Genomic DNA, 12,139 nt, shown 5'->3' with positions numbered 1-12,139 from the left:
AATGTTTTGGATACATCCGAAAATACATATAAAATAACACATTATTACAGTAGAAATCACGAGAAATACTCAGTATTCGTTCAAACAGAAATTAACCTTCCGCAGTTTATTGATATCCTAGGTGCAATTATCTTTAAATTCGAAGAACTTGTACCAGAACAGGATTGCATGGATGAGCAACATCTGATAAGTATCCTGACGAAATTCTTCAACGTAAAGGATGTTACTAAAAAATGCCAGGGGCACATGAAGTATACACGCATACCATTAGACCAATGGGAAATCACCAACACATTTTTGATTAGTGATAACCCAACCTTTGTGATTACGCAAATTGACTTGTACGAGGTAAGAGAGTTTTGCAATGGAATTGATCTGAATGAAAAAATGGAGAATCTCCTACCTCAATCCAAAGAATTTGAGTTGGAAATACGAAGAGGACATGAGTTTTATTATTCCCGGGTCTCCACTTGATTTTACATAGAGTATGAGGAACAAAAAAAGCGAGTCACCAAAATGGTGCTCGCTTTTTCATTAGCCTTATTCTTCTCTTTTGATTAAGATACATGCCCTTTATGAAACGAAAACTTGCTGCCCCCATCGAATATGTACATTTCCATATTCATCTTTATCTTTGGTCATCAGCATTTCCAGAAGATTAAAATTCACTCCGTACATATCGTAAAGTTCTTCATCATCTTTCTCTTGATTTTTCATAAATAAATTAAGGCGTTCCTTTGCCAAGATTAACCCGAGAAGATTGCTTTCAATACTATTCTCATAAGTAACAAAATGTACTTCTTTATCCTCCTGAGAATCAAATCGAATAAACCTAAAATAATACTGACTCATTGAAGCATCATTCCAGCTAAGTTCGGCGATAATGACTTTATTGATAAAACCAATATTCATACTACTACTCAAGCTCTGTTGTGTTGAAATTAGAATAGCATTAGGATGATTTCTCAGCTCCTTGACCATCTCCTTCCTTTTCCTAACTTTGACCCTATCACCAGTAATGACAAATACAGGTCGATGGGGAAACATAGCTCGGATAGCTTTTTCATAAGCAAATGCTGCTTTTTTATGTCTCACTCCGATAGCCACATAATCTTTATTCCATTTTTTTAGAAGCTGGAATACTGTATCAAACTTTGATGGGAGAGCATTTCCCTCATATTCCTTAAATGTATGAGGAATACTGCAGACTTTAAGCATCAAAGTCAATTGGTTCAGAATCTGCAACATACTGTCCTTCCGATTGTTTCCTGTCCATTCGAAGAGGTATCTCATTTGGTGAAACTCTTCGATGCATTTTAGATACAATTTCCTTTCGGAATCATGAAATTGACATGTGGTTTGAACGATCTCGTAAATTTTTCGTCCCACTACTTCCTCAAAAGTCCGGGTTATAACGGTTTTATCAAGTAAAATTCGCAACTGTTCAGCATTGTAAATATCTTGATTATCTTGGCCAACGCCAAAGACAGTTATCTTCTTTGGAGTATGAGATGCTGAAAATAGTTTATAGCCCTTCATGTATGCTGGAATGGGCTGCATATATCCTGGATTCAAGTGATGTTCAATTTGATCATCCTCTTTTTTGTTACGTGAAAAGATATACTCACATTCGCTTAGCATATTAATACTATTATTATAAAGAAGCTCTAACTGACCAAATCCCTCAACGATCGAATTACGTGTCATGGTCCCACTTAGTAATGTTTTGTACTTCACTTTCCGGAAACAGTTTTTCACAGCTTTCGCACGCTTCGATGATGGGTTAGCTATAATATCAGCCTCATCGAAAATCAAAAGCACTTTCTGTGACTGCATTCGGATGTATTGCTTGATATGCCTTTGATATTTCATCAACATATCAGTTGTCACCAGCACGACCTGGCCATGTCGTATATAAGAAATATCTTTCAAAGAGGAGATTCGAATAAAATCAATCTGACACTCATTAAGCATAACCTCCCACGTATTATAGATGGCAATTGCCGGCCCAACGACAAAGGTGTTCCGGATACGTGTCTGGGATGCCCTGTATAATAAATTCGAGATACCGGAAATCGTCTTTCCTGAACCCTGTCCCCATTGAAGATATCCGTAGCGCTTTTGAAGGATTTTGTTCGTATCTTCCTTTTGTTTTTTGTTCGGGCGAATCTCCCAATCCCATTCAACATTTTTAATGATCAATTTATCAAGAAATTCAGCTATTTCGCGATCTTGCTCCATCTCATCAAATGGTTGGGATTGCTTCATAAATTCCCGCTTCTTTTTCTCCACAAGTTTGATGTAAGTTTGATCTTCAAAAGGATATTCATTTTTCAACATCATTTCGGTAAAAGTCTTAGAGGAATCGTTAAGCCTCGATAAATACTGTCGAGTCTTCTTGGAATAACCTTTTAAGCGCAAACCGTAATTGGTTTTAACTAACCGGATCATATCCTTTTCAGTCTCATGTTGTTTTACTAAGACCTCTCGAAGGGAACCTAACACCTTTGTTTTAGTTAAACGTAGATTCTCCCACTCATCAGCTTTCATTTCCTTAGGCTTCTTCTGGTTGTAGTATTGGTCAATCAGATTTCTACATCTGGCATACTGTTCATTGATTTTAGGATTTCGTTTAATATCAAACAAGTATTTTCTTACCTGTTGCTGAAACTCATTCTCCTTATGATTATTCTGAAGATTCTCAAAAAACAGTTTATGCCTTACCGTATCCTTCTGAATGATAATGGGCTTAATGTATGTCTTATGGATACGTGATGACTCTATCTCATCAAGTGCTGAAAGTGTTTCGTACTGAGTGGAGTAGGGTTTCCCGTCCGGGATCGACTTACTCTTTTTTTGGAACACCATCAACTTGGTCTGAAAGAAATCTACACCAACGGACTTAAAGGATTGAGGCGGCAAAGCTGCTTGATAAACAAAGTTAAAGCGGGAGTTCATCTCAGCTATTATCCCAGAGTCTTTAAAATCATCACTCATGAAACTAAGCGGGACGACCAAAACTAACATGCCTCCTGGCTTTAAGAGCTCGAATGCCTTATAACAGTAAAATAGCTGGCTCGAATAGTCATGGGCCCCTATCTTCCACTTTAAATTGTACGGGGGGTTACCAAAAATCGTATCAAAAGTCACATTGGGATTATAAAATCGAATATCATCAGCAGCTAACTGCGCTGCTGGATATAAATACTTCATTACTTTAAAAGCTTTAATATCGAACTCGTTCCCATAACAGTTCGTCTCAGATGGCATGAAATTAAAAAAATTACCCATACCGGCAGTTAGATCTCCTATAAGATCATGACTCCCGACCCTTATGCAATCTGCAATAAACTTACACAGGTTGTGGGGTGTAAAAAACTGGCCCATTTCGAGTTCTTTTTTTGCTTCAGTATATTTGTAAAAGTTATCAAATTCACTGAACGATAAACCATGCAATCCACCGCTGCCGGTGTATGTATTGTATACATCGTGAGGAGATATATTGTACTGGGCACATAAATTGTTTTCCACTAAATAGAACACCTTCTCATTGATCTCAGCACGCTTAGAAACTGGCACAATGTTATCGTAAATAGGATACTTCATGAAATCCCCCTCCTTAGTTTTAAAAAAACAAGGGATAACAGATAGCTGTCACCCCTCCTCGATTTACTATGTAGTTTGTATTGAATCAAAGTATCCACAATACTCTTTAGCGAATTGCAAAGCTGCTTCTCCGGATCTAAATTCAATATCCACTCGGCAATTCTTAAACAATTTGATTGCCTTTACTTTCGTAAAAGCAATTTCATGCTTTTCAAATAAAGAACTTCCGTTGTCTTCATCTCCCTTTCGGAAGTAATAATTGGTCAACATCCAGTGCGCGTGAGTGTTGCCCGTATCAAAATGAGTCAGCGCATTAAATATAATTAAAGCCTTTTGACGATCCATTGTTATTCCCCATATGTTACTTTCAGTAATAAGAGAGGAATAATTGAATGACAATCGATGCCCTTTTATCTTCACTTTACAACCCTCACGCTCTGCTGTGGCATGAATCATGGCCTCTTTAATTTCATTTACAGCTTTTTCCTTGAAATTGAAGCCTCCTAATTGGATATAGATTTCATCAACAATGGTGATATAATCAATATCCTGATTTTTGTACTTGGCGAATATGCTATCAGCTTCTAATGTCACGTTATATTTTTTTATGAAGTGCGAACATATTTTCCTTACATGTCTTTCTTTAATTTCTTCTATCCGTCCATTGACAAAGCTATGGTCGCTGTATCGTTCGATAAAGCAATACTCCAACTCGCCATCATCTAAGGCATTATCGTGAATCTTTTGCATATGATTTTGAAACGAGTTGAAACATCCCAAGGCTTGACGATAGTGCCGTTCCTGATTCTCGCAAAAGATACGATCTTCTTGATCCAATCGGTTTGTATTTTCCACTTGAACACTATTGATCTTTTCCAATACTTCTAACAATTCCATTTGAGCCATTCTTATCATCCTCCTGAAATTTGGGTTGTGATTAGACCTATTTAGGGCAACAAAAAAACGCCCAACACACAAACCGAAATGAACGCACAAAGTGCGAGTTCAAAAAACAGTCCGCTGTGTTAAGCGTTATTGTTTTACCTTAATACTCTTTTCGCCGCATGGCCAAGAGTGCGCAATTGAATAAGTCTATACCTTTATACTAACATTTCTAAAGATAACCATCAATATGAAGGATTTAGGCTCAATGACGAATGGTATTGTTGCTTAAATTTTGCTCAGCCATTTGAACTAATCTACTGGTTATGGTACCACCGATGGATCCCAAATCTCTTGTCGCCATATTACCGTAGTACCCGTCTGCCGGTAATTGAATTCCTAATTCTTGGGCGATCTCGAATTTCATCTGTTGAAGAGCTCTTTCCGCTTGTGGTACTAATAAATTGTTATTTCGTGCCATGGAATTTTCCTCCTGTGTTTGGTATTTTCTTAAAATTTCCTATACAACAAAAAATTATACAATGACTGATCGATCGATTAATATCCCCTTTCATTTCCATGACCAGAATCCGTTGTTAAGTGTTATCATCGTAATAAGGGGGAATTAAAGTGATACCTAATTTCATCTCTCCGATGTTGCTGGAGAAAACACCATCCCCATTAACATCTTCCAAATATCTAGCAGAACCCAAGATTGATGGTGTCCGAGGACTCTTAATAGGTGATACTAATTACTCTCGGCTCTGGAGCCGGCATCAAACCGATATGACAAACCAGTTTCCGGAGATCTGCAAAAAAATCAATAAAGGACGCTCCATTATTTTGGATGGCGAGGTTGCCTCGTTTAACCCTGACTTGTCTGACTTTGATTTTGATAGCGTGATGGATCGATTTCGTCTTCGTAATGAGTTTAAGATAAAAATCGCTGCAGAGCGTTCCCCAACTACTTTCATTGCCTGGGACATTTTATATTACAATGGTCAAGATCTTCGAGGTCTTCCACTTTATAAACGGAAAGAGATACTAAATGAGGTTTTAATTGATGATGGAGTAATTTCTAAGGTCGCTTCATTGTCAGGGCTCCATGGGGAAAACCTTGCAAAACAGGTTGTGGAGCGGGGCTGGGAGGGTTGTGTTTACAAGGAAGTCGAAAGTTCCTATCAAACAGGTAAGCGATCTAAACAATGGCTTAAATGGCTCAATTACAAAGAGCAAGAAGTTTATGTAACAGGGATCAGAAAGAAAAAATTCGGTTACATGCTAAGTCGTTTTGAGCAAGGTGAATACAAGCCTGCTGGGATCTTAGAATTGGGAACCTCACAACAAATCAGATCAAAAGTTTGGAACATTGCTCGAACTAATATTAATAAGGAAGACTCTTCATATTATTACCTTCTACCAACACCAGTCTTGAGAATTAAAGTTAAATATGTACGGCTAACAAGAAACGGTTTTATGCGGACTCCTTCCTTCTTGAGTTTCTAACTAAATAATTCTTCTGAAGACGACTTTATAATTTTCATCCATGCTAAGATGAAATTATACAAATTGTTCAAGGGGGAACCGCAATTGGACCACAAATCGCTTTTAATTAAAAACATGATTGTTTTCATTCTTGGTGTGATTCTTATCGGTTACCAGGCTTATCGGGACAATAATGAACTCTATTACCTTTTAATCGGGGGTTATATTCTCTTATCGATTTACAAGGCATGGCTTTTTGGAGTGAAATACTATGGAAACTTGTTCTCTGTAATCATGTTTTGGTTCCTTCCATTTGCTCTCGTTTTTGCTATAATTGTATCTCTCATTGTTGGATTCCTAACCTCTGTTCCACATCTCTTGTATCTTGTTTATTCGAGTAGACCAAAGAAGATGAAAACCAATGTACCATCTTTCAAAAATCAGTTTAAAAAAAGAAACAATGTAATACCTTTTCGATCAAAAGCAAGATATTAAAAAGAGCCATCCTACGTATGACGTAGGTGGCTCTCTTTGTTACCCATGGTTTTTAAAGGCATTCATTAATTTTTTAGGATATTCAGATTTTATAGTGGAATTACGGCTTTGCAGTTTCCAAATAATCAATTAAATTTAGATATGCTGTTTTCCCAATTTCTATTTGCTTATAGCAAACAACAGCATGATTTAACCGTGTATTTTCATCTAATTTTTGCTTATAAGGAAATTCCGAAATTTGTTGTAAGTCATTTTTCAAAGGTTCAATAATAGGATAGATTGTCTCTATATCCGATTTTTCAATGGCTTCAATTGCCTCTCTTGCCCACTTTGCTTTTTCGACCCATCGCATAGCAAGTTCTAACCCGTTAAGACGATTCCCAGGGATTGATGAACTGTAAGCAATCAAAGATAACTTATCTTTCAATATTTCCACAATATTAGGCATTTTAATAACCTTCCTTTTCATCAAATTGTATACTACGAAAATGTCATTCAAGTAAGCATTTTGACCTTTAGTGGTATCTTCATAACTTGATCTCATATTTATTCCTCACTAAAATCTCTCAATTTAATATCTTTAAAACTGTATACAAAGACAAACGTTCAATACTCAGATAGCGACACCCAAATGTTCACGTAAGTCTTCCATCATCAAAGTACTACGTTTCTGAATCACTTCTTGATTGCTCGTTTTACTTTGAATGGTCTGTCCAAATTCTGAATCCTTTGAATATTCATCAACTAAGAATCTCTTTGCCCATACCCCAAAGTCACTCGACTTCATTCCGGAAGTCCGTGCAAATGAAACTGCTAAAAACAGTGAAGGAATCACAGACTTCTTTAACCCATCTTTGCAATGTTTCACTTTCCAATCCTCAATAGCTTCTTCCAAGTATTCGCAATTATCTCTGATCTCTTCGATAATATGTCCAGGTATCACATTCTTGCCTATTTCAGCGATAAATGATTTGATATCTTTACCGCTAAAAGACATTTTTCGATTCGTCATTAGAGCCATAATCTGAAACACTATTTTTTCATTCACTTTTCCCATTAAATCGGCTGAAGTGAAATTGATCTTGTTAAAGAATCCAAATTGTGTTATTTCAGATAGAATTGTCAAATTAGTCTCTCCGAGAAGTGCACGAGACTGTTCGTAGTCAGTAAGCGGCTTGGTTTGATTTACTCTGTAGAATATCTCCTCAACATCCTCAAGTGTATATTCCTCATCAAAAATAGTGACTGCGAAATTATACGATTTTAATCTTTGCTGCATATCCTCACTAAGCTCGCTGAACAGTTTCCCAGCTACATTTTCACCATCAACAAGAGGAGTATCTTCTGCTAAACGGAATTGATCATCAAAGTAATGGAACAAGGTAGTTACCCTTTGCTTACAATCAACTGAGTAATATACCCATTTGAATTTTCCTGGTTTGGACTCTCCTAGATGATCACCATTTTTCCAAACAAGTAGATTTGGAACGTAGCCATTTATAAGAAAGGTATGTATTAATAGACTCTTCCATCCTCTGTCCTTTCCTCGAACATAAGCACGTTGAAAATGTAAATCAAAATTGAACTGGTTTCTCATATTGTTAAGAATGTAGGATGTCCATTGAACTGTTGATTTTGGCATTTATTTCACCTCATAAAGTTTTTTTATTCTATGATAATTTTATTACCATAATGAAAGATTAATTCGCTATTATTAATAATTCATATAAAAACCTCCTTAGATTTAGAGAATTCCTCTTGAAAAATAAGAAAACACCAAATCCACGGACGTAATGAATGGCACCTAAAAAAAAGGAGCTTTCGTCTCAAGGAATGGTGTTTACAAGTAAAAAGTGGTATCGCATGATTCCACCCGAATCATCACAAGAATTATATTTTTATTATAGAGTTTTATAAATGGGTTGTAAAGATTTAGGAAATCAATTAAAAGTGAGAGATAGGTTAGACCCTTTACATTTCAGTGACATATAAAGATAGACAACCATGGATCTTATAAAAAATCCTTTTAGAATCGATCGTTAGGCGTGTGCTGATGTATACTAAATCTATACTATTTGAAATTGGTGATCTACAAGATGAACAGAACTAAAGCATCTGAATCAATGAAGCAACTCCGTCAAGAACGAAGAGCAAATGATCAATGCGCTCAGTGTGAACTACATTCTACTACGTATTTATGTGTTTTTTGTAAAGCAAGTAGAGATTTCAGGAAAGAGCTTCGGATCCATTATCGAATGAACAACAATCTCTGTTTGAATTGTGGACGAGCACCACAATTCGAAGAAAGTTTGTGTGAAAAATGTTTTATCAAGAAAAAAGAAAAATACCCCAATCGCCCCATTAGAAAACTAAAAAAATGGAAAATTACTAACCATATACTATACAACTTAATGATGGAGAAATCCTGTTCTACTTCTGATCTTGCCAAACATGTTGGGGTTAGTGAAAGATCGGTATTAAAGTGGATTTTTGAAAATGCAATTCCAAATGAAAATAATGCTAAAGTTGCAGCAGACTTTTTTGGAATGAAACCAGGCCAACTGTTTCCCACTCATTCAACATTTGATTCTGAAGAGACTACTTAGCGGAGTCAGTCCTTTAATTCCCCATATTTTTGTATTTACTAAAAAACAGCTCTCCTCAAATGGAGAGCTGTTCATAATTAGAAAATAACCGTTATTTTGTTGTTTCATGCTCAAAAAAGACAAATTTGAGTAGGTACTTGATTCAATTGGGATAATAGTGAACTCGCAAGTGCCTTACCCATATTGTATTCAACACCATTTCCAATTGCTCGATATTGATGTGATATTGGAATATGGTCAGGAAATATGTAGTCATCCGGAACACTCATGATACGTAGACACTCTCGAACGGTTAGCCTTCGATCAAGTTCAGGATGAAGAAATTCACGACCGTCTTTGGCAATATGCGCAGTCAACGTTGGTGCTGAACCATCCCAGTCCAACCTCCGCATCCCACGAAATTGGTTAGGTCGAGGATTTTGAATAACATCCTGAATACGTTCAGGTGAAGGACTGGTCCAAGTTACAATGTGGTTTGGAAATGAACCACTCTCTATTGGTAAATCTCCAATTACACTTCGAATGGTTTTCGTAAGTGGTACTTCCTTTGGAAATACAAATTCAAAACCAAGATCTCTGCGAATCCCTACAACAATAACTCGTTTCCTATCTTGAGGGGTATTAAATTGATTAGAATTGAGTATCTTGAAGGTTATTTCATAACCTATCTTATTAAAGTAAGTGATTAATCGATCTAGAGTTTTTTTATGCTTTTTCGCAAGACCTATGACATTTTCAAATATGAATGCCAGAGGTTTTTTAGCTCTTATTATGTTAAGATACCTCCAAATCAATTTTCCTCTTTCACCATTCATTCTGTGAGTAATGGTTACAAATGAGACTAGAAATCGATCAAATCTGTCGTTCTAATAGTTACAAACAAGACTTCTTATAATTTCAATTGAGACATTCCGTAATTCCCATGCTTATAACTGAGACTTTCTCAACTCGCCCATAGTTTTTAAGAAATTAGTGTTAAACTGGTTATTGCTATGCCGAATTGTATTCTTGTGTACGAGACTTCATGGTTTAGTATCTATACATAAGGGGCTGAATATATCCAGTTTGATCCCTTTTCTTTTATTGAATTCTTGTCACTATAAATACGAGGACTAGCGGAAAAACAAACAGCAAGGTGATCACAACTCTTTTCAGCCATTTTTTCCATCTATAACTGTCAATCATATTTTCAAATCCAGGCAACTTTCTATCAATGGCCATTTTTTCTATATCAACCTGGTCATGATTATCTGACAAAGTTAATACATCAAAATATTTTTTCTCAAGTTTATGAAACTGATCAATAACTTCCTCTTTTTGAAGTTTATATGCTGTTCGAATTAAATGTTTGAACTCGCTTTCTAAAATATCTAGTTTAATATATGAATCCTTAAATTGAACGGCCCTCTCTCTATAACCTAAAGTTGAGATAAGTAGAGTAACTCCAAATAGCCCAACTGAAGTTATAAGTGTCATAAGTGTGACATACCTAACTGTTTCGCTTTCTGGGTCTAAGAACAATGCCCAAATTGAGAACGTTAACACTGTAAAAGTGTAATAATTGATTAATAAATTTGATATCAAGTGATTAAACTTTAATCTAGCCTCAGCCTCCATTCTGGTTTTCTTTGTTTTCCAGATTCGTTCATCAGCAAAACGCTTTATCTGATCTAAAATATCATCCATTGTTTCCATCCCAATCTACGAAATATTTTGCACATCTTTCTCAAGTTCTTTTACCGAGATGTACACTTTTCTTTTGAATAGTTTGTCTACATCATTATTAGGCATTTTATCAAGTTCTGATCTGTTAATGTTGTATATTGTTTGAAGAATTCTTTTTTTCTCATCTAGGGGAAATTCTTTTGAATTTGGTATGTAAGCTGATTTTCCTCTTTTCATAATAATTTCAAAGTACGCTTTGACGAATCTTTTTATCTGTTTCTGTAAAGCTGGCTTAACTTTGTACACACCACACATTTTATTTACAAACCAATCTAAATGATACAATATTGCGACGTTGTCAATCTGCGAGTAAAAAAACAACCATCCGTACTTATTATCCTCAAGAACAAAACCAGTAATCCGATTGTTTATATCCCACAAAAACTGTTCACTACTTTTATTTTTTTTATACTCCGAAAAAATTTCAATTATTGATGTTTCTAACTTCAAGAGATTGTTTGGTCTAACGCTAAAACCATACTTGTATTCATTTAACTTTTTATAGGCATATCCAAGATAATCAAAACCTTTTGTAAGTAGGCCCTCGTCCTTCTTACTATTTATAGCAAGTTTTAGTTTGTTACATAGTTCATTTTCAATAGACTTAAAGGTTCTTTTCTTATTGCTAGTTTTACAAAGGATCAAAATATCATCTACGTAGCGAAAATACTTAACACCTTTAAAACTGCCGATTCTCTTGTCGACTTCTAATAAATAAATGTTAGCTAAGATATTCGAAATTGAAACACCTTGCGGAACCCCAACTGAAGGCACTTCCGGTTCAACATTTCTCTTTCCTTCCGTAACTGTAGGGTTTATCAAAGCTTTTTCAACCAGAGATAAGACACTTTTATCCTTAATCTTCTTTTGGATTTTCTTAAGGATTATTGGATGGTTAATATTACCGTAAAAATTCTTAATATCTATTTTAATGAAGTAATTGTATTCTCCGGAATTTACTGCATTTTTTATTTCATCGATAATTGTTTGAGTCAATTTCCCCTCAATTTCATCCTTGAAAACTTCAGTAAGTATTTCATTTAGCACGCTAAGTGTAATTTTGTCCCGAATTGTTGGAATAGAAATTACCCTTGGTAGCTTACCCTTCCCCTTAGAAAGAAGCTTTTCCTTAAAATAAGTAAATTTATATGTGCCGTTATGTATTTTATAATTGAGCATTTTGCATAATTCGAAAATTGACGTAAAGACAACAGGATCCAATAAGGATCAAGCTTATATGGTGGCTCCATTCTAAAAATGGACAGACCTGCAGAATTTTGCCGTTTCTATTTTTTAAACTGCTATTTTGTTCTTATTTTTTAAACTGCTATTTTGTTCTT

11 protein-coding genes are annotated in these 12,139 nt (G+C 35.5%); 3 read left to right on the top strand and 8 right to left on the bottom strand.

The genetic code is table 11. The annotated features are described in order from the left end of the window. The first annotated feature begins 6 nt into the window (after nucleotides 1-6). Nucleotides 7-474, top strand: a complete 468-nt coding sequence (locus ACPV3A_RS17610; RefSeq protein WP_063477378.1) for a hypothetical protein — start codon at nucleotides 7-9, stop codon at nucleotides 472-474. A 99-nt stretch (nucleotides 475-573) separates the two neighbouring features. Here ACPV3A_RS17610 and ACPV3A_RS17605 read toward each other — a convergent pair whose 3' ends face one another. From ACPV3A_RS17605 to ACPV3A_RS17595, 3 genes are all read right to left on the bottom strand, one after another. Beyond that, the gene (locus ACPV3A_RS17605; protein ID WP_063477379.1) at nucleotides 574-3,606 is read right to left on the bottom strand and encodes a DEAD/DEAH box helicase family protein; all 3,033 of its coding nucleotides are present in this window, start codon (nucleotides 3,604-3,606) and stop codon (nucleotides 574-576) included. 66 nt (nucleotides 3,607-3,672) lie between these two features. Next, a complete protein-coding gene (locus ACPV3A_RS17600; RefSeq protein ID WP_063477380.1) occupies nucleotides 3,673-4,512 on the bottom strand; it encodes a hypothetical protein in 840 nt (279 codons plus the stop codon). A 241-nt stretch (nucleotides 4,513-4,753) separates the two neighbouring features. Further along, complete coding sequence (locus tag ACPV3A_RS17595; protein ID WP_063477381.1) at nucleotides 4,754-4,969, bottom strand: alpha/beta-type small acid-soluble spore protein; 216 nt, start codon at nucleotides 4,967-4,969, stop codon at nucleotides 4,754-4,756. A gap of 149 nt (nucleotides 4,970-5,118) precedes the next feature. Between ACPV3A_RS17595 and ACPV3A_RS17590 the strand changes: the two genes are divergently transcribed. After that, on the top strand, nucleotides 5,119-5,994 hold the full coding sequence (locus ACPV3A_RS17590; protein ID WP_082834221.1) for a hypothetical protein: 876 nt from the start codon (nucleotides 5,119-5,121) through the stop codon (nucleotides 5,992-5,994). 574 nt (nucleotides 5,995-6,568) lie between these two features. On the opposite strand, the gene ACPV3A_RS17585 is transcribed toward ACPV3A_RS17590, so the two are convergent. Together ACPV3A_RS17585 and ACPV3A_RS17580 are read right to left on the bottom strand one after the other, a co-directional pair. Next, a complete protein-coding gene (locus ACPV3A_RS17585) occupies nucleotides 6,569-7,012 on the bottom strand; it encodes a hypothetical protein (protein WP_063477383.1) in 444 nt (147 codons plus the stop codon). A 69-nt stretch (nucleotides 7,013-7,081) separates the two neighbouring features. Further along, the gene (locus ACPV3A_RS17580) at nucleotides 7,082-8,110 is read right to left on the bottom strand and encodes a DUF262 domain-containing protein (RefSeq protein WP_063477384.1); all 1,029 of its coding nucleotides are present in this window, start codon (nucleotides 8,108-8,110) and stop codon (nucleotides 7,082-7,084) included. A 454-nt stretch (nucleotides 8,111-8,564) separates the two neighbouring features. On the opposite strand from ACPV3A_RS17580, the gene ACPV3A_RS17575 reads away from it, so the two are divergent. Then, complete coding sequence (locus tag ACPV3A_RS17575) at nucleotides 8,565-9,074, top strand: helix-turn-helix domain-containing protein (RefSeq protein ID WP_063477385.1); 510 nt, start codon at nucleotides 8,565-8,567, stop codon at nucleotides 9,072-9,074. Between the two features lie 110 nt (nucleotides 9,075-9,184). Here the strand turns inward: ACPV3A_RS17575 and ACPV3A_RS17570 are convergent, their stop codons facing one another. The 3 genes from ACPV3A_RS17570 to ACPV3A_RS17560 form a co-directional block, all read right to left on the bottom strand. Beyond that, nucleotides 9,185-9,901: a DNA cytosine methyltransferase gene (locus ACPV3A_RS17570; RefSeq protein WP_256719866.1), complete on the bottom strand. Its 717-nt coding sequence runs from the start codon at nucleotides 9,899-9,901 to the stop codon at nucleotides 9,185-9,187. A gap of 253 nt (nucleotides 9,902-10,154) precedes the next feature. Next, entirely contained in the window at nucleotides 10,155-10,760 is a 606-nt protein-coding gene (locus tag ACPV3A_RS17565; protein ID WP_036638612.1) for an SLATT domain-containing protein, read from the bottom strand. A gap of 15 nt (nucleotides 10,761-10,775) precedes the next feature. Continuing rightward, nucleotides 10,776-11,978: a reverse transcriptase/maturase family protein gene (locus tag ACPV3A_RS17560; RefSeq protein ID WP_156515013.1), complete on the bottom strand. Its 1,203-nt coding sequence runs from the start codon at nucleotides 11,976-11,978 to the stop codon at nucleotides 10,776-10,778. Between the last annotated feature and the right edge of the window lie 161 nt (nucleotides 11,979-12,139).

Source organism: Paenibacillus sp. Dod16, assembly GCF_049893405.1.
Lineage (GTDB): Bacteria > Bacillota > Bacilli > Paenibacillales > Paenibacillaceae > Paenibacillus_AQ.
The sequence above is the reverse complement of the archived record's forward strand: the minus strand, read 5'-3'. Positions and strand labels throughout refer to the sequence as shown.

Coding starts and splice junctions, on each gene's coding strand:
- ACPV3A_RS17605 (WP_063477379.1), bottom strand. CDS start 3,606: ATGAAGTATCCTATTTACGATAACATTGTGCCAGTTTCTAAGCGTGCT.
- ACPV3A_RS17600 (WP_063477380.1), bottom strand. CDS start 4,512: ATGGCTCAAATGGAATTGTTAGAAGTATTGGAAAAGATCAATAGTGTT.
- ACPV3A_RS17595 (WP_063477381.1), bottom strand. CDS start 4,969: ATGGCACGAAATAACAATTTATTAGTACCACAAGCGGAAAGAGCTCTT.
- ACPV3A_RS17585 (WP_063477383.1), bottom strand. CDS start 7,012: ATGAGATCAAGTTATGAAGATACCACTAAAGGTCAAAATGCTTACTTG.
- ACPV3A_RS17580 (WP_063477384.1), bottom strand. CDS start 8,110: ATGCCAAAATCAACAGTTCAATGGACATCCTACATTCTTAACAATATG.
- ACPV3A_RS17575 (WP_063477385.1), top strand. CDS start 8,565: ATGAACAGAACTAAAGCATCTGAATCAATGAAGCAACTCCGTCAAGAA.
- ACPV3A_RS17565 (WP_036638612.1), bottom strand. CDS start 10,760: ATGGATGATATTTTAGATCAGATAAAGCGTTTTGCTGATGAACGAATC.
- ACPV3A_RS17560 (WP_156515013.1), bottom strand. CDS start 11,978: ATGCTCAATTATAAAATACATAACGGCACATATAAATTTACTTATTTT.